This window comes from Desulfogranum marinum, assembly GCF_963675105.2.
Lineage (GTDB): Bacteria > Desulfobacterota > Desulfobulbia > Desulfobulbales > Desulfobulbaceae > Desulfogranum > Desulfogranum marinum.
Window position 1 is genome coordinate 360,292 of the sequence record NZ_CAXXRO010000004.1, and the last position, 21,319, is coordinate 381,610.

The window sequence follows — 21,319 nt, forward strand, 5'->3', positions numbered from 1 at the left end:
TTAAAGCTGCTTATCGGACCCGGCGGGAACTCCGGTAACACTTGCGGCTATCTAAATAAAACGTGAGAACTGTACAGCACCATCGACCATGGTCAACATCGATCGTCCGGTCAATGTCCAGTCAAGAAACGGAGAATTGCGGCTTTTGGAAACAACCTGATCCACGGAATAGGAGAACTCTAATTTCGGGTCGATAATAGTTATATCAGCGGCTGCACCAGGAGCAAGGCTACCACCTTCAACGCCGAGAATACGAGCAGGGTTCACGGCCAGTAATTCCACCATCCGAGAAGCATCAATCACTCCTTGATGGAGCAAGGTCAAGGTAAGTGGAACCGCAGTTTCAAGGCCGATGATGCCAAAGGCGGCGACATCGAACTCCATCTCTTTTTCCAATATGGAGTGGGGTGCATGATCCGTTGCGATTGCGTCAAGGGTACCGTCCTGCAATCCACGAATGACAGCCGCCCGGTCTTCACCGGTGCGGAGCGGAGGATTCATTTTAGCGTTAGTTATATACCCTGACACAGCCTCATCGGTTAAGGTGAAATAGTGCGGAGCTGTCTCTGCCGTAACCCGTACCCCCCTGGTTTTGGCTTGACGGATCAAATCCACGGACATTGCAGTACTGACATGGGCGATATGAACCTTTTTACCGGTGAACTCAGCTAGAGCTATCTCACGATAGACCATTACCGATTCGGCAGCATTGGGTATACCTTTCAAGCCAAGCTGAGTGGACATCTCTCCTTCATTCATGACCCCGGTACTCAAGGCTGGATCTTCGCAGTGGGCTATAACGGCCAAGTCAAAATCACTGGCATACTCAAGGGCCCGACGCATAAGCTGGCTGTCGGTTACCGGCAGCCCGTCGTCGGAAACAGCCACTGCTCCGGCTGCACGCAATTCTCCATATTCCGCAAGTTGCTTCCCTTCACTCCCCTTACTGATTGCTCCTACGGGGTACACTCGAGCGGCAGCGCTACGTGCTTTCTCAAGAATCATCGCACAAACAGCGCTATTGTCATTCACCGGGCAAGTGTTGGGCATACAGGCAACAGCTGTAAAACCACCGCTTGCGGCAGCAAGAGTACCGGAAGTAATATCTTCCTTATACTCCTGGCCCGGCTCACGCAGGTGAGTATGCATATCTATAAGTCCGGGAACGACCAGGCAACCGGCAGCATCTATAACAGGTAAATCATCGGCTCCAATTTCATCACCTGTGCTAATGACCCCGTCCTGTACAATAATATCGCACTGCTGATCGACTTTGTTCGCCGGGTCAACAACTCGCCCGTTTTTTATAACCCACGATCTTTCCATTACACCTTCACACTGTCGCATTGGATATTTGATTTGAGCATGTCTGCATCAGGAGTTGCCCATGACCAGATAAAGCAGTGCCATCCGCACAGCCACCCCATTGGTCACCTGGTTTAAAATTACCGACTGGGTAGAGTCAGCCACCTCCGGCATAAGTTCTACACCACGATTAACAGGCCCAGGATGCATAACCAGTGCATCCGGTTTAGCCAGGGACATCATTTTTTGGGAAACACCAAACCGGCGCGAATACTCTCTTAACGACGGCAAGAGTGGATCATTTTGCCGCTCCAGTTGTATTCGCAGGGTCATCACCACATCGGCATCGCGCACCACCTCTTCCATGGAGGTGCATACTTTTGCCCCCAACTGTTCGAGCCCTTTAGGGAGAAGAGTAGCAGGCCCGAAAACGTGAACCTCGGATCCCATTGTTGTAAAGCCCTCAATCGCAGAATGCGCAACCCGGCTATGGGAGATGTCGCCTATAATCGCTATTTTCAGATCGTTCAGACGGCCTTTATGCTCCTTGACGGTCATCATGTCCAATAATCCTTGCGACGGATGCTCGTGTGCTCCGTCTCCAGCATTGATCACTGCCGCATTGACATAACGGGACAGCATGTGCGGTGCACCTGAAAAAGAATGACGGACAATAATAATATCCGGATGCATTGCAGAGATATTACGCGCAGTATCAATCAGGGTTTCTCCTTTAGTAGCACTACTTGTAGAAGGAGAAATATTAAAGGTGTCCGCACTCATCCTTTTTGCCGCTATCTCAAAAGAAAGACGGGTACGAGTCGATGGCTCATAAAAAAGATTTATAACGGTGTGTCCACGTAGGGTGGGAACCTTTTTAATAGGCCTGGCTGATATCTCTTTGAAAGAATCTGCAGTATCCAGAATATGGAGGATATCATCCTTGGAGAGTTCGTCGATGCCAAGTATATGGCGGTGTGAAAAAAAATATCCGGTAGCCATGCCACCCTCCGGCGTTTAATGTAGAACATCCCCCAGCCTGCTCCAACGGATGGAACTGAGCCGGTCAAGAGATAATAAAGGTTTCTGCACATCCCACGACCAGTAGATGAAAAAAGCCTTGCCTCGCACAGCCTTCAAGTCAACAAATCCCCAAAAACGTCCATCATAGGAGTTATCACGATTATCCCCCATAACCAGCAGTTTGCCCGGCGGCACGGTTACTGGTCCGAAATTATCCCGGGGCCCTATCGCCGCTGACAAAACATTGACATCGCGATACACTCCATACTTATCCTCAAATGGCTGACCATTGATAAATACCTTTTTATTGCGAATTACGACCGTGTCTCCTGCCACTCCTATGACCCGTTTAATATAATCGAGCTTTGGGTCTTTAGGGTATTTAAACACTATAATATCATTTGGTTGCGGATCCTTAACAGGGATCAGTACAGATCCGCTAAAAGGGACCTTAACTCCATAAATAAACTTATTTACAAGAATATGGTCGCCAATTTGCAAAGTAGGCAACATTGAACCGGATGGAATTTTAAAAGCCTGAACAATAAAAGTTCTAATAAAAAACGCCAAAACAATGGCTATTATTACAGCTTCAATATTTTCACGTAATCCGGATTTATTTTTTTTCTTTTTTAAATTTGCCACAAATGGTGCCTTTCGGTAAAGGAAGCGTAGGTAAAAGCCTGGGCAAAATTAACCCAACAGGGTCTAAAATACAAGCAGGATTTCCAGCGGCTGGAAATGGATCATGTTATGCACAGCATTTCAGAGAGTTACAAAAAATACCAACTGAAGATATATTCATTCACCATTAGCTATCTCCTCTGTTTTTATTAGATAAAATACAAAAAAAACAGAGCTTGCCTTGACAAAGCGATTTGTTTGTGTGCTAATAATTAGGGGATAAAAGACGAAACTTCTTTTTGACGTTAATTCAAGCTCATGCCTCAACCTTTTTAAAGAGAAAACCATGGCTAAGAAAGACCAGCTAATTACGGGTGTCGATATTGGCTCCCACGCCATCAAAGTCTGCCAGCTACAGCAGACAGGCAAGGGCTACAAGCTCCTTGCCATAGGCAGCACTACTCTGCCTCCAGGTGTAGTAGAGGATGGTGTTTTGCAGGAGCCGGATGTTGTTGGCAATGCCATTGCCGCCTTATTTAAAAACCTGAAAATAAAAAACTCAAAAGTAGGCATATCCATCTCCGGCTACTCCGTCATCGTAAAGAAAATTAACCTTGAATACATGACTGACGAGGAATTATCCGAGTATATTGTAGCTGAAGCAGAACAATACATTCCTTTTGATATCAATGACGTATATATCGATTTCCAAAAGCTCCCTACCAGCAGTCAAGAAAATGACAGAAGTGATATAATGCTGGTAGCTGCGAAAAAAGATGTCATTGACGATTACCTGTTGATGCTCCATGAACAAAAGCTCAAGCCTGTTCTGGTAGATGTTGACGGTTTTGCCCTGGAAAACATATGGGAGAAAATGTCAGGCAACGCTGAAAACATCGCATTGGTTGATATTGGCGCATCGAAAATGAATATAAATGTCATTGCTGATGGAGTAAGTGTACTGGCAAGAGACGTAGTGGTAGGTAGCAGTCAACTTACAGACCAGTTGGCCAATACATTAAACGTGGAAGAAGAAGAAGCGGAAAACATCAAATTAGGTATGGTTTCTGCAGAGGAAAACCAGAGCACAGTAGAAGAAATTTTCTTACAAACCTGTACTCAATGGATACTGGAAATAAAAAAAGCCATCGATCTTTATATGGCAAATAATCCTGACAATCCCCTCAAGTTGCTGGTGCTCAGTGGGGGGGGAGCGAAAGTGAAAGGTCTTCTGGAGTATATCAAACAAGAAACCGGACTGGACGTTGTCTTATTCAATCCGTTTGAAACGATGATAATTGATGAGAAAAAAATTGATCGTCAATATCTTGACTCAATCGCGCCGGAAATGGCCATTGCTGCTGGGCTGGCCATCCGGGAAGCAGCCTTCTAAGAAACTATGATATATATAAACCTTTTACCTGTTAAGGAAATCAGGCGCAGAAACAAAGCGAAAAAACAAATATTCAGCTTGGCCGGCGCATTCGTATTGGTCGTTGCCCTGCTCTCCATCTTCGCTATGCTTCAAGCCAATACGATCACCGCGAGAAACAAAACCCTTGCAGACCTGAAAAAAGAAAGGCAGCGTTATACCGCAATCCTCAACAGGATTAAGCAGCTTGAACAAGACAAGCAGGTCTTACAAAACCGAATCGCTGTTATCAAAAAGCTCAAAAAATCGTCATCACTTACGGTACATGCACTTGATGAGGTGGCCAATATTACACCTTCTAAAAGAATGTGGTTGACCACACTAACGCAGAGTGGCGGAAACATGAAAGTATCTGGAATGGCGCTGGACAACAGAACTATAGCCAAATACATGGATGACTTGAAATCCTCTCCCTACATCCAAAGCGTTCACCTTGCAAGCTCATCGCTTAAAGGATTTGCCGGGAGGAACCTGAAAGCATTTTCTATTTCCTGTTCCATTGCCGTCCCTGAAGATAAAAAAGAACCACAAACGAATTGATCACAGGCACACGATATGGCTGCTGGCACTATCACCAACAAGTTCGATACCTTTATTGACGAAAAATACATCCCCCTTGATGTAAAGGTAAAAATTGCGATTGCGGTTTTAACACTGCTCATACCTGTTGCGCTCTGCTACTTTCTCTTGTTTGAGCCTAACCAGGAAACAATCGCCAACCTTGACAACCAAATAGTCCGAGCACAAAAAGATTTGAACAAAGCGCGAAAAGCAGCGCAGAACCTGCCCAAACATGAACAGGAACTGGCAGAAATTAAAAAGGAGTTTGAAGCAACAGCGGTTATCCTGCCCAAAAGCCAGGAAATACCAAACTTGCTCAGAAGTATATCAGACCACGGTAAGAGTGCCGGCCTTGATTTTCTCTCCTTTAAGCCTGGCGCAGAGATACCTAGGGATTTTTATGCTGAAATTCCAGTCGATATCTCGACCAAAGGCCCATACCATAACATGGGTTTTTTTCTGGATCAGGTAAGCAAACTGGAACGACTGGTAACAGTTAACAATATCAAAATGGGGTCGCCCAAAAAAGAGGGGTCGGAAATGCTTTTAAATTCGACCTGCAGGCTTGTAACCTACCGTTTCACCAACACCAAACTCCCTTCAGAAAACGAGGGAAAAGGTAAAAAAAGAAAACGATAACATAAGGCCCTGGCAGGACTTATATCATGCTACGTAAAAAAAACAGCAATCCTTATTATTTCGAGCTATGCGCATTGACGTTGGCTACTTTGAGCCTCATCATGCTGCAAGCCCCCCCATCATATGCGACTGAAGAGGTGGTACAACCTGCACTCCCTCTCACTCTGGAACAAGGAGACTCCAGCAATAGTAAGACCTTTTTCTATGAGTTAGAGGGGCGGTCTGACCCTTTCGTTCCATTTCTCACTCCAAAGGCGACTTCTGCCACGCCTCTGGATCCGGACGAAATTATTGACGAAGAAACTATTTTAACCGGCATGCAGCTCTTTGAACCAGGACAGTTGAAACTGGTTGCAGTCATGGTTGCAAAGGGTGAACCAATGGCACTGGTCGAAGATGTAACTGGTAAGGGCTACATGTTGCGTGAAGGTATTCCCATTGGCCGCCGTGGAGTGGTCGATGAAATTTTTGCATCGGAAGTGAAGATCATTGAGACCGCCAAGACCCGTGCGGGCAAAGAGATTTTAACTACGATTACAATGAAATTAAAAAAAGAGGGAGACGAATAAACATGTTTCACTTTTCTTCCCCAACCAGCTGGACAACGCGTAGGCTTTCAACCGCGCAGCTGGCATTTCTATGCGTCGTGAGCATGGGTCTACTTGCTCTGATGACTGGTGCTGCTTTTGCGGCAGAAAATGACAACGGAGCGAACAAGGTTGGCTCCTTAACTGCAACCGACCAGGGCACCTCCCTTGAAATAAGAGTCAGTAGTTCCACAACTCCAACATACACAATATACGAGCTATTCAACCCGTCAAGGATAGTGCTCGATATTGCCGAAACAGTGCCGGCTCCGGATTTTGCCCCACAGCTTCCGCCGGATACAGGTATTAAGCTTTCAACCAAACAACTCACTGATGTTTCTCCATCGTTGTTTCGTCTTGAATTTACTTTGTCACAGTCAATGCCCTTTGAGGCTTCACTGGATGGGAATGATATTATTTTGACTGTTGACAAAGTTAAATCTGCCGGTACGGCCCAGACGCCCGCCGGCATGCTTGAAGTAACAGATATTCAGGTAAAAACATCACCGGATCAAACCCGTGTCAAGCTACTGGCAAACGGTGAACTTACCGATTACACATACGATGTTCTTGACAGCAAAGCAAATACACCTGCAAGGATGTACATTGATCTCAACAACATCACTGGAGATACCCTTTTGCAGGAACAGATGGTTGGCACCTCTCTGGCACGGATTCGTGTAGCAAAGCGCGGTTCAGGGCTACGGATCGTGTTTGACTCCTCTACCAAAGATCTGTTTCCGTTTTCAGTTCAGTCAGTCCCCAATGGGATTGAAGTCGTTATTGATGAACCGCAGCAGGTTGATCAAATTTCTACACTTATTAAAGAAAAGACCACCATTGAAAGCCAGCTTCCCGAAGTAGATCCTCTTGAAAGCAGGCTTTCTCCCCAGGCAACGGAAAAACAGCTTCAGGATGCCTTTAACTTTTCCGGCTATAATAAAGAACGTATAACCGTCGATTTTTATAAAATCGACTTACACAATGTCTTTCGTCTCTTTCGTGAAGTAAGTGGTATCAACATAGTTGTTGACGAGTCAGTATCAGGATCTTTAACGCTCGCTCTTGACGATGTTCCATGGGATTTTGCGCTTGATATTATCCTCAATCTAAAAAATCTCGCCAAAGAGGAACGTTTCAACACCTTGGTCATCCTGCCAAAAGACAAATCTTTTAACTGGGCCAAGCAGGCTGAAAATAATATTAGCTTTGAAGCAGATATTGAAGTCGCCGAGCAAGAAGCACTCATTATTAAGCAGCAGCAGAACCTGCCGAAAGAAGTAATCGAAGCAAAGCAGCTTATAGCTCAGGCAAAAAAAGCAGAAAATAAAGAAAATTTTGAATTGGCAATCAGCCTATATGAACAGGCATTTGTCAAGTGGACTGATAATGACAAACTGGCAAATAGAATAGCCTCTATTTATCTGGTCCGGCTGCGTCAAAATGCCAAGGCAGTCTTTTATGCAAAAAAAGCACTTGCTGTAGATCCAGAAAATACTGCTGCTGCTCTTAATGCAGCCATTGGTTTAGCTAACATGCAAGAGCTTCAACAGGCAGTAGATTTTTTTGACCAAAGTATCAGCGTTGAAAAACCAAGTGCAGAGGCATTGTTGAGTTATGCCGTGTTTAGCGAGGGCAAGAAAGAATACGAAAGCGCCCTGAAACTGCTCTCACGATACGATAAAATCTATGGTCAAAGCTTGAACTCCATGGTTGCGGTGGCCCGCGTCAATGACAAGCTCGGCAACCACGCTGTTGCTACAGAAAAATATCAGGCAATCCTTTTGGCCGGATTTCGCATACCACCAGATCTTGCCAAGTATATAAAGGGCCGAATCGCTCTTAAACAGACAATGTAAATGCGCTCTATACTGAATTTGAGGAAAAGCCATATGAAGTTAGTTAACTGTTCATTGCCACTGGTTCTCTCGCTCATGATCCTTGCATTATCGGCTTGTGCCAACAAGGACACCGCCGATGAAGCACCGCCTGCACAGGAGTCGCCTTCCGTTGCCCAGGAGGCGACGACTCCTGCACCGCCTCCTGAGCCAGCTCAATTACCTGTCCGATTCCAGCAGCCCGGTTTCGTTACCGCGGATCTTGAGGCGGAAGAAGAGTTGGAGGAGCAATCAGGTGAATATCAACTGAAAGTCGGTGCTACCATACGCTCAACCGCCGGTCCACAACCCTTATGGGATATCCTGAACAGATTAGGCGCCCTCAAAGGAATGAGTGTGAGCTGGGCAAGTGATGTGGATCAAAGTGTCTTGGTGGATGTTAATATTGCTGCTGAGGATGACTTTTTTACCGCCATTGACAACTTACTGCGCCAGGTTGATTACTACAATGAAGTAGAAGGCAACACTATCATTGTCAAATACAGGGAGACAAAAAAGTTTTTCATTGCCATCCCTAACATGAAAGGTACCTACACCTCTACCACAGGTGGTAATTACCTTACAGACAGAGATGCGGCAAGCGGCACAGAAGGTACCATCAAGATAACCAGTGATGAAAATGGATTTGACGTCTGGGCAAACATTCGCGCCAACCTTGACTTGATAATGCAACAGTGGGCAACAGTGACAACAGAACCTGCTGATGAAGCCGCAGAGGATGCAGAAGGTGCAGGTCCCGCCAATACGACATCTGACATCAGAGCGACCAGGCGCATGGCAACAGGTGGTTCCTATTATACAGTTGATCAATCTGTTGGCCTTATCACTGTTACTGCCCCAAGGCCGTTGCTGGATAAAGTGGAGCTCTATCTGACGAGCTTGAAGGATGAACTGTACCGCCAAGTCGTAATTGAGGCAAAAATCATCGAAGTATACCTTGAAGATAATTCCAAGATCGGTCTAGACTGGAGTCTCGTTCTGAAAGACTTCGACATCACCGGAACCACCTTTTTCGGCACAGCTGGCACTGGAGGAGATGGTCAGGTTTATCCTTGGATTCCTGCTGAAGGTGACGCAGATTCGATAACCACCTTTATCAGCAAAATCACACTGAACCCTGCAAACTTCTCGGTCATGCTCAACGCCCTTAATGAACAGGGTGATGCAAATGTCCTTTCCAATCCGAAACTGACGGTTTTAAACGGCCAGCCTGCCCTTATCTCCGTTGGCAAAGATATTGCCTATATCAAAACCGTTTCTCAAAATATTGACTCCGGGAGCAATAGCTCCCTGACTACTGTAACCTATACGGCTGAAGTGGATAATGTGGTAGAGGGAGTCGCACTCGGAGTGGTGGCATCCATTGTCAATGATAAAAAGGTAGTACTCCATCTCACTCCGGTAACAACTAATCTCATCGATGATCCTATCGAGTACAGAACGTTTGGCGACGGCCTTGAAGTCGGGCTCCCCAGGGTCGGTGTTCGTGAAATGTCCACCATGGTGGAAGTTGCTAACGGTGAAATGCTTGTCATTGGCGGCCTCATAGATGAAGTAGACGGCAAAACAAGTAAATTTGCACCTGTGGTCGGCGAAATACCCATCGTTAAATACCTTTTTGGTTACGAAGAAAAAATCAAAACCAAACGAGAACTGGTTATCCTACTGACCCCAAAAATCATATGAACCAGGATTTTTTTCAAAACATATCCAGAAAAACAGGAGAAATGGAATGAAGTACAGTCGCTATCTGCTGATTGGTTTACTTGCGCTGCTTCTCGGAGGATGCGGCACAACCGTTAAGGAGTCGCTGAAGGTTCAACCGGCTGCCAAAAGTGATAAAGGCGCCGACAAAACCATAGTCATCCTTCCATTTGCGGACTATTCCTATGCAGACAACCTAGACACCGCATACCACCGAAATTTGTATATTACTGAAAACTTGACAGACAACCTCGTCTCCAACAGCTTCCACCTGCCGGTTCAGGAAGATGTTTTTCTTTACTTGGTAAATCACAATATTATTAATGTGGTTGCCTATGAAAAGAAAAAAACCGGCATGCTTGAGGACGAGTTAAACGACGAATGGTCTGATGCAATGAAGGGGCAGATCCAACGCTACATTGACCTGACCAAAAGCAGGAACAATAATGTGCCGGTACTTGAAAGCCCCGGTACCCATGGCCTGACCCAGCAGGAAGTGGTCAAAATCGGCCGCCATTTTTCCGCTGACTATATTGTTCGCGGACGAATCATTCAATACAAGGAACGAGAGGATCCTTCCTGGGCTCCTTGGAAAAAAGGTGTGATCGGTTTTATTACCGGTGTAACCAACAAAATCGCATTTGGTCAGGCCCGTTCAGATCAGTATGATAACTGGGGCAACATGGCTGCCGGTGCCACTTATGGCGCTCTCATTGGTGATAACGTTCACTGGCCTTACACCGGCGATGCAGATCAAACCATCTTCGGTGTCTCCGGTGGCCAAATGGGTAATACCCTCATTTGGGGAGCTGTAGGTGCAGGCCTTGGCCATATGGCGCACAATACAGGAAAAATTCCACAGGCTGTTGTTCAGCTTCGCGTCTGGGTGCAGGATGCGTATAATGGCGATGTTGTCTGGACCAATAGAGTTGACGTGAAAGTGTCACCAGAGTCGGTCCTTGCCGATTACCAATATGACGCTCTGTTTGAAGGGGCCACTGAAAAAGCAGTTTCAACCCTAATTGATAACTTCACAGCTACACTCTGATTGTGAAGTAAAAACCATTCCTCCTCAAAAAAAGGGGCTTACCGATTATTATCGGCAAGCCCCTTTTTTCATGTGCAAAGTCTTTTTTGCACCAGCGAGCGCTTAAAGTTCACACTTTAAGAATCTTTCTTCTGCTGCTGGGCATTGTCATACAGAGCCACGAAATTGATTGGTTCCATCAAAAACGGCATAAAACCACCATCAACAGAAACCTGGCTGACCACCTGCCGGGTAAACGGAAACAACATCAGCGGACAATCAACGGCCATAACCCTGGCCAGGTGTTCTTCAGGAATATTCTTCAGTAAAAAGACGCCTGCATGTTCAATCTCTACAATGAACATCACTTTATCTTCGGCTTTTTTGTCGAGTACCTTGGCGGTAATGGCCAGGGAGACTTCATAATGGTCGTTGTCAATTTTTGTATTCTTGATCTGCAGATTAAAATCGACCTTGGGCTCTTGGTTTTTTTCTAAGAAAATTGTAGGCGCATTGGGGCTCTCAAAAGAAAGGTCTTTGATGTACATCTTCTGCATCCGGAAAACCGGTGCTTCCTGTTGATTGTTCGCTTCTTCTGTCATGTTCTATCCTTTTTCTATTTTATGGTTAAATCTTTACTCGCTTCTTAATCTCTTTTCCAGCCACTGGCACACCACCATCGCAAGAGAAATACATTTGCTCTTATGCCTGCGGGTACACAACATCGATACACCTTAACAAGGAAAGGCAATCTGGCAAATTGAAAAAATAGTAACTCTTCAGCAGCATCCAACCTGCGCACGATCAGATCACTTTGCATACCGATATAGAGCCTAATCGATCCGCTTATGCTCAGATGGAGCACCGCTCAACAGCTCTAGTTGTCAAAAATGAGACAATGTTGTTATTTTGTCTAAATAGTGACAAATAATTAATCGTTATTAAGTGTCTGCTTAAGAAATTTGCCGGTATACGACAGGGGCTCGCAGGCGACCTCTTCCGGCGTGCCGCAAGCTACAATGGTCCCTCCTCCATCTCCACCTTCAGGGCCAATATCTAGTATATAGTCTGCGGTCTTAATCACATCGAGATTATGCTCTATAACCACCACACTGTTACCACCGTCTACCAAACGCCCCAGCACACGAAGCAGATGCTGGATATCAGCAGGATGGAGGCCGGTTGTCGGCTCATCCAGGATATATAATGTCTTGCCTGTAGAACGTCTGCTGAGTTCCTTGGCGAGTTTTACCCGCTGTGCCTCACCGCCGGAAAGTGTTACCGATGATTGCCCCAGTTTAATATAACCAAGCCCCACATCCAAAACAGTCTGCAGTCGATTTTGTATTGGTGGAATATTTTTAAAAAACTCAAGACTCTCTTCCACTGTCATATCAAGGATATCGGCAATATTCTTTCCTCGATAACGAATATCCAATGTCTCCTGGTTATACCTTTTTCCGTGACAACGCTCACAGGTCACATATATATCCGGTAAAAAATGCATGGCAATCCGGATAACCCCATCACCTTCACATGTCTCACAACGCCCACCCTTGAGATTAAAACTGAAGCGTCCCGGCTTATATCCTCTAGCACGTGATTCAGGTAATCGCGCAAGCAGTTCTCTTATTGGGGTAAAGATACCGGTATAGGTTGCCGGATTTGAGCGAGGGGTTCTTCCAATGGGACTTTGGTCAATATCAATCACCTTATCGATATTCTCCAGACCGCTTAATACCGGCTTTTTGGCGGCAACAGTCTGCTTATCATGAAAAGCGCCTTGGGCCTCATTGTATAACGTCTCGATAATCAGTGAACTTTTGCCGGATCCGGACACACCGGTAACACACGTCATCACGCCAAGGGGAATGGCGGTGGACAGATTCTTAAGATTATTGACAGTGGCACCATTGATCCGCAACTGGAATTTTTTCCCTTTACGGATTTTTCTTCTTTTTTCCGGTACCGGAATTTCCAATCGACCTGAAAGAAATCCTCCGGTTTGTGATGCCTCACAATCAAGTAATCCTTTCACTTCCCCGGAATAAAGTATCTCTCCGCCATGGACGCCGGCACCTGGCCCGATATCAAGCACGTGATCTGCAGAGGCAATAGTATCAGTATCATGCTCGACCACAATTACACTGTTTCCCAGATCACGCAAATTAAGCAGGGTTTTAATCAGCTTGTTGTTATCACGCTGGTGCAAACCAATACTTGGTTCATCAAGAATATAGAGCACGCCCGCTAAACCTGACCCGATTTGCGAAGCAAGTCGGATACGTTGCGCCTCTCCACCGGAAAGTGTCCCCGCTTTTCTATCAAGGGAAAGATACCCCAAGCCAACCCCCTGCAAAAAAGAAAGCCGTTCATTGACCTCCTTGAGTATGGGCTTTGCAATAAAAGCCTGTCGTTCGGAAAACGCCAGGGTTTGCAGCTGGTCAATCAAATGATCTATGGAAAACCCAGTCAGATCCATAATGGACCATTCCCCTACCCGCACTGCAAGAGCTGCAGGTTTCAGCCGCCGACCATTGCAAGCTGGGCAAGCCTGCTCATTCATGAACTTTGCAATCTCCTCTCGAACCCTGGGTGAGGAGGTATCTCTAAACAATCGATTTAACCTGGGAATAATGCCCTCAAAACTCACCTGAGAAACAAGCACCTTGTTGCCGCGCTGGTGATGAAATTCCAGTTTCTCCCTGCCGGTACCATGTAAAATTGCCTTTTTGACTTGAGCAGGTAAATCAGCAAAAGGGGTGTCAGGCTTTATTTGAAAATGACGAATAAAGGCTTCGACCCATTGAGTTGCATAGCTGGAAAGTTTGCGTCGACGCCAAGGTCCGATGGCCCCATCAAGCAGGGTGAGTTGTGGATCAGGAATAATGAGGTTTTCATCAAGGAACTGGTTGACTCCCAGCCCGCTACATTCAGGGCACGCCCCTTGGGGATTGTTAAAGGAAAACAACTGGGTTGACAGTTCCGGCACGGATATACTGCACCGGTGGCAGGCTGCAGATTCACTGAACAGGACTTCTTCCCCACTGTCAGGAAAAGCGGCTATCATTGTCCCTTCACCAAGCTGGACGGCTGTGCTTACAGATTCATCCAACCTTCTGCGAATAGACGGTTTCAGGACCAGCCGGTCAATAACCGCTTCTACAAAATGACGCTTATTTTTCTCCAGAATAATATCTTCAGTTAACTGGCGAATCTCTCCGTTTACGCGAACCCTGACATAGCCTTCCTTGCGCAGGCGTAAAAAAATCTGCTCGTGCATCCCTTTTTTCTGCTTAACAAGCGGTGCCAGTAAAACAACCTTCTCACCTTCATCCCGGTGGAGCAAGTTTTCTACCATGTCTTCAATCGATTGCGACCGTATGGGATCACCGCACTCCGGACAATGGGCTTGTCCGGCCCTGGCATAGAGCAGACGAAGGTGATCATAAATCTCGGTCACGGTACCTACGGTAGAACGGGGATTTTTACTCGTCGTTTTCTGTTCAATAGACACTGCCGGGGAAAGCCCTTCCAGCAAATCCACATCAGGCTTTTCCATTTGCCCCAGAAACTGCCTGGCATAGGTGGAAAGGGATTCAACATACCGTCGCTGGCCCTCCGCATACAGGGTATCAAAGGCCAGGGTAGATTTCCCCGACCCCGAAAGACCGGTAAAGACGACCAGTTTATTTCGAGGAAGATCGACTGAAATATTTTTCAGATTGTGCATTCGCGCACCACGAATACGCAAAAACTGTGGTTCCATAAGTAACTCATCAACAAAAAAAGGGAAAAGCAATGACTGACGATGAACAAATAACCAACCCAGAGCAGGCTCTGCCCCAAAATGAAAATTTTGGTTTGAGAGCAGGTAAGCGCCGGACTCCCAAGCACGCGAAAAAATTTACCACAGGCATATAATTAATATCGGACCCTAGCGTTTACCTCCGAGGATCATTTTTTTCGTATAACGCCACTATCGGTCCTAAATATCATTTGTGGACTGACAAGAGGTAAGCTATATACAATTTCATTTGCCACATGCCGTTACTGTGGTAGACTAATATGCTTACACATGAAGTCCACAACCGGCGTTTCGATCATTGCAAGATCCGCCGGTAACAAAGCAATGTAGGATACGTGCCAAGCACAGAGCATCACGCCCCCATGGTCGGTTACCTAACAGTAGCCATCATTTTACAACAATCAATACAGGAACCATTTCTTTGCCATGTATTTTCAAGATATCATTGGGACTCTGAACAGTTACTGGGCATCTATGGGCTGTGTCGTTCTCCAGCCTTACGACATGGAGGTGGGAGCAGGAACGTTCCACCCAGCCACTCTTCTTCGTTCCCTGGGCCCTGAACCTTGGAAAGCAGCTTATGTTCAGCCGTCTCGACGCCCGACAGATGGCCGCTACGGTGAAAATCCAAACCGTCTGCAACACTACTACCAATATCAGGTAGTGATCAAACCCTCGCCGCCGGACTCTCAGGAAATGTATCTTGAAAGTTTACGCCAATTCGGACTCGATCTGCTGGAGCATGATATCCGTTTTGTTGAAGACGACTGGGAATCTCCGACCCTTGGTGCGTGGGGACTGGGTTGGGAAGTATGGTTGGATGGCATGGAAATCACCCAGTTCACCTACTTTCAGCAAGCCGGCTCCATCGATCTCAAACCGATCACGGTTGAAATCACCTATGGGCTGGAGCGTATTGCCATGTATCTGCAGAAAGTTGATTCGGTCTACGATATCAAGTGGAATGAACACGTAACCTATGGCCAGATTTTTCATCAGGCTGAAAAAGAATTTTCTGCTTTCAATTTTGAAGAGGCCAATGTAGGCGACATGATTACCGCCTTTGACAACTATGAAAGGGAAGCCTTAAAACTTGCTGAGAAAAATCTCATCCTGCCGGCATACGATTTCTGTCTTAAATGTTCACATACATTTAATCTCCTTGATGCCCGCAAGGCAATCAGCGTAGCGGAAAGAACTCGTTATATAGGGAGAATACGTAACATAGCCCGTCAGGTTGCCCAGAAATATGTTCTGCAGCGAGAAGAAATGGGGCACCCGCTTCTCAATAAAAAGTAATCAGTTTGTTTCGCCTTAATTCGATGAAATATAATTAGCCGGTGGAATCCTTGCGGCTCCACCGGCTAATTGTTATTCTTGTCTCTTTGCCTACCAAAAAATCTACAATTCCAATTCCTCTCCAGGGTTAAGGACAGTCACTGTCACGCCTGTTTCCGCCTTCACCCTGGCAGCCCATCCATCCGCATCCTGCTCAATCATATCAAAGGTATTGTAATGAATCGGCACCACCTGTTGCGGTGCAAGCAGTTTGACCGCGCGCAGGGCATCATCCGGTCCCATGGTGAAATTGTCGCCAATGGGGAGGATAGCGAGGTCAACACCTTCTTCACCGATAAGTTTCATATCATAAAACAGGCCCGTATCACATGCATGGTAAATGTTTTTCCCTTCCACACTCAGCAGAAAGCCACATGGTGAACCACCATAGGAGCCATCCGGTAATTGTGAACCATGATGAGCAATGGTCAGCTTAACCCGTCCCCACGGATAGTCAAAGCCACCTCCTATATGTTGGGGATGTACCTTATCAATGCCTTGGCTGTTTAACCAGTTACATATCTCAAAATTGGCTACAACAGTAGCTCCGGTTCGCTTGGCAATGGCAATGGTATCACCAATATGGTCGCCATGACCGTGAGACACCAGGATATAATCAGCCATCACTTCTTCTTCCTTTACAGGGCAGAGAGGATTTCCCGATATAAATGGATCTATGAGTATTTTTGTTTCTCCGGTTTCCATCAAAAACGCTGAATGGCTGAGCCACGTTACTTTTATTCCCATATCCTCCTCCTTTCATATGATACGCTATACAATTTTCTGCGAAGTAAACTCGCGGTTATTGTTACCATTATTATCAAACGCCCTACATAAATCACATTACAGGGTCTATGTCCCCATACTATAATCCCAACCAAGAGTGCATGTCCACGATTCAATAATATCATCTCCCCCCTTCCCATCCTGGTTAGCGTTGCAGCATGCTTTACCCAGAGCCTGCATTATTGTTCCTTCAAACTTGACAACATGTGCTTGCGCTATAGTTTAACCGCATACTCCTTATCAAAAAGCCCATACCTTGGAAACTCACTTTCGAGCGAACCAATCAAAACAACGTTACGGAGAATAGAAATGACAAAAATGCTGGTTATTTATGCAAGTGACTATGGCAACACCGAAAAAATGGCCAATGCAGCAGCGAAAGGGATCACTTCTTTACCTGAAGCCGAGGCTGTTTTGAAAAAGGCAGAAGATGTAACAGCTGATGACTTTACTTCCAGTGATGGTGTCCTCCTTGGTAGCCCGGTGCATATGGGCAACATGGACTGGCGAATAAAAAAAATGATAGATACTGTCTGCTCAGGCCTCTGGATGCAGGATAAAATGAATGGGAAAACAATAGGCCTTTTTGCCTCTGGCGGCGGATTCGGTGGCGCTGGAGGCGGGGTCGAGCTAGCCTTTATTTCTATGCTGAACAACTTCAGTGAACTGGGGATGGTCTTTGTTCCTCTCCCCAAAATCACAGAAAATTACAAAAAGGGAGGCCTGCAATGGGGCCCCTACGGGCGTTCAGCAGATGAAGAGATGAACCACCAGGGTGTCAGCGAAGAAGTTCTCGCCCTTACCCAAAAACATGCCATGCATGTTACCCGCGTGGCCAAAGAATTGAAAAACAAAAATATCTTTGCCTAATATCTCCCCGACTACCTCTCCATACTGTTTGTCAAAAATTGCCACCGTATGGGGAGGGCAGCAATGATGCTCTTCTCCTTCATTTTTTATATTTCTCAAACTCCAGCGCCACTGAACAGGGTCGATACAAGTCACCGGTTATTTATTTATCCTGGCCTGGTTTCACGTTAACGTTTCGAAAACACTTGCTGTTATGTCTCAGACCTGCTTAATCTCCAGATTAAGGCAGACCCGTTCGTAAACATTCAGCAAATATCCAAAAACTGACAATCTACCGCGAGCTGTAACTGTTCAGCAGTGCTCCCAATGCTCATTAGCTGACCAATTAGCAGATAAGCCCCGACTTCGATACATCGGCATGCTGTACGAACAGATCATTGAGAGCTGGGGGCTGCTGAAGTGACATTACTTTTTCAATAGAGGCCGGGACACCGGTTGTACTGCTGAAGTTACCACCGTTCCCTCAATCAAAACTTCAATGGTCATCGAACAAGGACCCTGAAAGTCATGATCCAGCAATCCACTCAAACTGTACTCGATTCAGCCCAGGAAAATCAAACCACACCCGGCAGTGGTGCCGATATTATAAACAGGGCTGTCAGCGTCGGCCTCGCTCCACGGATACTGTACCAGGCGGTCATTGACCTCTCTTCTCAGGGATTAATAACTGCCAATTGCATTAATATGGCTGCAGGTATCCTGCTCCATGACCTTGGGTTACCAAATTATTTCTTTGAACATATTCAGCCACCCGCACTGGCGCATCTCCTGCAATCTATTGCCACCACTGTTAAGCGTATCGACAACAAAGTGGTTCTTTACGGTCGAGTAGCACATGTTGACTTTGATGTGGAAATAGGGAGCAATATTCAACAGGTACGGATTGCCACCGAAGAGACAAGAAACAGCATGGAGGATATGCTGGAAGGATTCATCTCAGGGCATCGTCGTGAATACTATTACAGCCCGCAAAGCAACTACTATACCTATATCATTCGTCCTGAAATCGTTAACGAACTCCCCAAAGAAGCATTCACTGAGTCCCGCTTTCTGTTCAACATTTCCCAAGACTACTCAAGCACGCCCGAACCAACACGCAGGCGCTATGAAAAATTCCTTATGCAGACCGAAAACTCGGTAATGCCCCTGATTGAATTTTTCAACCTTCCCCAGACCGGTGAGACTCGCTTGATGTTCAAAACCGATTTTGCCACCCCACAGCTTCCTGTGTTCAGGAAACTGCTTGAAGAGCACGGCCTCACTCTGGTCCGAGCCTATTGGGAGCCTTATTATTCGGGTACCGACGTTCCCACCTCTATCTGCACCCTCTACATTCTAGGCGAACTGTCACGGACACAGGAACAAGCCGTTGCCGCTGATCTGGTTGCATTTCTTGCATTTGCGGTCAATGGAGCGAAACAGCTTTACCTGGACGAAAAGCTGTCTTTTCCGGCTATGCTCTTTGCCGGGAATGCAATTGATTTCGCACACATGTTCATCTTCCAAGAAAGTGAAAATGCCACAGACCGAGAAATACTCAACAGCCTTTCCGGACAAGATTACCAGGATGCTTTTGCCAAGAGAATCCAGGGTGCCAATAAATCCACCTACGGTGATGCCCTGATTGAAGACATCGTCTGCAGACATCCTGATCTTATCCAGTCTCTGTTCGAGCTCTTTGACCAGCGCTTCAACCCTGATATAAAAAGCCATATCTCTGCTGAGGAACTCAGCAGTAGCTATGAAGAGTTTGAACGGACTATAGCCTCCAGATTCATTGATTTCCATCTCGGCTATGACATTTTCAAATTCATGTTTAAGCTGGTTGCCTCCACTCTAAAGACCAACTTTTACAGCCCTCTAAAGCGTTCATTTGCCTTCCGTTTTGATAACTCGATCCTGGACCCTCTTGTATTCAGCCAATTCGTCTATGGAGTATTTTATATAAACGGTCACTATGCCTGCGGAACGCACCTGCGTGCGGCCGATATCGCCCGCGGCGGTCTCCGCCTCATCAGAGTCTCCCCGACCAACTACGAGTCTGAACTGGACAACGCAGTGCTACTCAACTACGCCCTTGGCCCCAAGGCTCAGCGCCTTAAGCACAAAGACATTTGTGAAAGCGGCTCTAAGGGTGTTGTCGTTCCCCGCCCTCTCTATGCGGCCTACCCCCTTGAATCTCTGCAGGATTATACGGAAGGAATCATGGACCTGATGCTTCTCGACAATTCCGTGGTGGATTACTATGGAAAACCTGAAATGATTTTTTTCGGCCCTGACGAAGGAACAGCGCTGCTCATGGACAAAGTCGCCTACCGTGGCAGAGAGAGAGGATATCCTTACTGGAGAACCTTGACCACAGGGAAAAGTTTCGGAATCCCCCACGATACCTACGGCCTGCTGGAAACCGGCGACCTTTTTGCGCTCTACGGCAAGGGAAACCAGGGAGTAGATCTTCATATTAACGGCCAGTCCGTCATCCTCACCGATGATATGGAGCAGATATACAACCACATCGGCGGGAAAATCGCGACCAGCGGCATGACCACCACCAGTGTGATGTCGACCTTCAGGACCCTTGTCTCCGAATTCGGCACCAAAGAAGAAGATCTGAACCTGATGTTGACCGGCGGCCCCGACGGTGACCTCGGGGCAAATCAGATCCAATCGTACCGGGGGAAAATCTGTCTGGTCATTGATGGCGGTTCAGTACTCTTTGACCCGAATGGACTGGATAAGGAGGAGTTGACAAAAATTGCCTTTATGCGCCACACTTCGCCTCGGCACAACACGCTTGCCTTTCCTGTAGAAAAACTCAGTGAAAACGGATTTATGGTCCCGATAAGGGGCAAAAACATCCGCCTGCCTGATGGCACAGTAATCGAAGATGGAGCCTATTTTCATCGTCATTTTCTCTCCAACCCCGATAACCGCCGATTTATCGCCCAGGCCAACATCAGGGCGTTCACCCCCTGCGGCGGGTTGAAAGATACGATTAATCAAAACAATATCAAACAGTTCCTTTCTCTTTTTACCGAACTTGAATATATTGTTGAAGGAGCAAATGTCTTTTTTGACGACGCCTCAAGGCGTTATATCGCCACCACAAGCGCCATTAAACACATCAAGGATTCCACAGCTAATAAAGGGGGCGTTTACAGCAGCTCCATCGCCGAAATTCTCACTGCATTTCTTTTCCAAGACGAATATGAACACCAGCTCCTGGAGAAAAATGAGATTAGACTGGCGTTAATCAAGGACGTTCTCCTTCAGGTGGAAGAATACGCCCGCATCGAGACAACCATGTTGCTGCGTATCCATCAGCAGGATCCACAACTAAACCTTTTTGAACTCTCAGAAAGTACCAGTGAGTCGATATTTGCTTTTCAGAATGTTTTAGAGCAACACTTACCAACCATTTTAGAAGACGATGCACTGGTTTGGTCTGTTATCGAAGCATACACACCGGTTATTCTCACGCAGACACTAGGAAGAAAAAAAATAATGGCCACTCTTTCTGTTCCTGACCTGCAGCCATATCGCAACGCAATCCTCACCAAAAAGTTGGCATCCACTGCATTTTACAGGTTCTATACCGACTGGAGCCCTTACTTGGAAGCGACAAAAACGGATTTAAAAGGAGCCTTACAAAAGGCCATGCGTGAAAGTGTAGCATAAAAACAAGCCTTTGGCGGCACACCACTGTCGTTGGTGGTG

17 protein-coding genes are annotated in these 21,319 nt (G+C 46.4%); 11 read left to right on the plus strand and 6 right to left on the minus strand.

Going from position 1 to position 21,319, the window contains the following annotated elements; genetic code table 11:
• Positions 1-51: 51 nt before the first annotated feature.
• Genes ACHZCY_RS10445 through lepB form a run of 3 tightly spaced genes read right to left on the minus strand, consistent with a single transcriptional unit; the run spans position 52 to position 2,973 of the window.
• Positions 52-1,326 (minus strand): dihydroorotase, encoded by a 1,275-nt coding sequence (locus ACHZCY_RS10445; RefSeq protein WP_319548861.1) that lies wholly within the window; start codon positions 1,324-1,326, stop codon positions 52-54.
• Between the two features lie 48 nt (positions 1,327-1,374).
• Complete coding sequence (locus tag ACHZCY_RS10450; RefSeq protein ID WP_205223339.1) at positions 1,375-2,307, minus strand: aspartate carbamoyltransferase catalytic subunit; 933 nt, start codon at positions 2,305-2,307, stop codon at positions 1,375-1,377.
• Between the two features lie 15 nt (positions 2,308-2,322).
• Positions 2,323-2,973, minus strand: coding sequence for a signal peptidase I (gene lepB, locus ACHZCY_RS10455; RefSeq protein WP_205223338.1), 651 nt, complete (start codon positions 2,971-2,973; stop codon positions 2,323-2,325).
• Positions 2,974-3,298: 325 nt separating this feature from the next.
• Between lepB and pilM the strand changes: the two genes are divergently transcribed.
• From pilM to ACHZCY_RS10490, 7 genes are all read left to right on the plus strand, one after another.
• The gene (gene pilM, locus ACHZCY_RS10460; RefSeq protein ID WP_205223337.1) at positions 3,299-4,345 is read left to right on the plus strand and encodes a type IV pilus assembly protein PilM; all 1,047 of its coding nucleotides are present in this window, start codon (positions 3,299-3,301) and stop codon (positions 4,343-4,345) included.
• Positions 4,346-4,351: 6 nt separating this feature from the next.
• A complete protein-coding gene (locus ACHZCY_RS10465) occupies positions 4,352-4,924 on the plus strand; it encodes a PilN domain-containing protein (protein WP_319548862.1) in 573 nt (190 codons plus the stop codon).
• Positions 4,925-4,939: 15 nt separating this feature from the next.
• Positions 4,940-5,584, plus strand: a complete 645-nt coding sequence (locus ACHZCY_RS10470) for a type IV pilus inner membrane component PilO (RefSeq protein ID WP_205223335.1) — start codon at positions 4,940-4,942, stop codon at positions 5,582-5,584.
• 26 nt (positions 5,585-5,610) lie between these two features.
• Positions 5,611-6,153, plus strand: coding sequence for a hypothetical protein (locus tag ACHZCY_RS10475; protein ID WP_205223334.1), 543 nt, complete (start codon positions 5,611-5,613; stop codon positions 6,151-6,153).
• An 83-nt stretch (positions 6,154-6,236) separates the two neighbouring features.
• Positions 6,237-8,030, plus strand: a complete 1,794-nt coding sequence (locus ACHZCY_RS10480) for an AMIN domain-containing protein (protein WP_205223333.1) — start codon at positions 6,237-6,239, stop codon at positions 8,028-8,030.
• Positions 8,031-8,063: 33 nt separating this feature from the next.
• Positions 8,064-9,755: a pilus (MSHA type) biogenesis protein MshL gene (gene mshL / locus ACHZCY_RS10485; RefSeq protein WP_319548863.1), complete on the plus strand. Its 1,692-nt coding sequence runs from the start codon at positions 8,064-8,066 to the stop codon at positions 9,753-9,755.
• 46 nt (positions 9,756-9,801) lie between these two features.
• The gene (locus ACHZCY_RS10490) at positions 9,802-10,821 is read left to right on the plus strand and encodes a hypothetical protein (RefSeq protein ID WP_205223331.1); all 1,020 of its coding nucleotides are present in this window, start codon (positions 9,802-9,804) and stop codon (positions 10,819-10,821) included.
• Between the two features lie 116 nt (positions 10,822-10,937).
• Here the strand turns inward: ACHZCY_RS10490 and secB are convergent, their stop codons facing one another.
• Both secB and uvrA read right to left on the minus strand, forming a co-directional pair.
• Positions 10,938-11,402 carry a protein-export chaperone SecB gene (secB, locus tag ACHZCY_RS10495; protein ID WP_205223330.1) on the minus strand — a complete coding sequence of 155 codons (465 nt, stop codon included), beginning with the start codon at positions 11,400-11,402 and terminating at the stop codon, positions 10,938-10,940.
• Between the two features lie 329 nt (positions 11,403-11,731).
• Complete coding sequence (uvrA, locus tag ACHZCY_RS10500) at positions 11,732-14,569, minus strand: excinuclease ABC subunit UvrA (RefSeq protein WP_319548864.1); 2,838 nt, start codon at positions 14,567-14,569, stop codon at positions 11,732-11,734.
• A gap of 32 nt (positions 14,570-14,601) precedes the next feature.
• Here uvrA and ACHZCY_RS10505 point away from each other — a divergent pair, with 32 nt between their 5' ends.
• On the plus strand, positions 14,602-14,724 hold the full coding sequence (locus ACHZCY_RS10505; RefSeq protein ID WP_269755863.1) for a hypothetical protein: 123 nt from the start codon (positions 14,602-14,604) through the stop codon (positions 14,722-14,724).
• A 310-nt stretch (positions 14,725-15,034) separates the two neighbouring features.
• The gene (gene glyQ, locus ACHZCY_RS10510; RefSeq protein WP_205223328.1) at positions 15,035-15,907 is read left to right on the plus strand and encodes a glycine--tRNA ligase subunit alpha; all 873 of its coding nucleotides are present in this window, start codon (positions 15,035-15,037) and stop codon (positions 15,905-15,907) included.
• A gap of 102 nt (positions 15,908-16,009) precedes the next feature.
• Here glyQ and ACHZCY_RS10515 read toward each other — a convergent pair whose 3' ends face one another.
• Positions 16,010-16,693 (minus strand): metal-dependent hydrolase, encoded by a 684-nt coding sequence (locus tag ACHZCY_RS10515; protein WP_319548865.1) that lies wholly within the window; start codon positions 16,691-16,693, stop codon positions 16,010-16,012.
• A 348-nt stretch (positions 16,694-17,041) separates the two neighbouring features.
• Between ACHZCY_RS10515 and ACHZCY_RS10520 the strand changes: the two genes are divergently transcribed.
• On the plus strand, positions 17,042-17,602 hold the full coding sequence (locus ACHZCY_RS10520; protein ID WP_319548866.1) for a flavodoxin domain-containing protein: 561 nt from the start codon (positions 17,042-17,044) through the stop codon (positions 17,600-17,602).
• A 507-nt stretch (positions 17,603-18,109) separates the two neighbouring features.
• Complete coding sequence (locus ACHZCY_RS10525) at positions 18,110-21,280, plus strand: NAD-glutamate dehydrogenase domain-containing protein (protein ID WP_319548867.1); 3,171 nt, start codon at positions 18,110-18,112, stop codon at positions 21,278-21,280.
• Positions 21,281-21,319 lie beyond the last annotated feature (39 nt).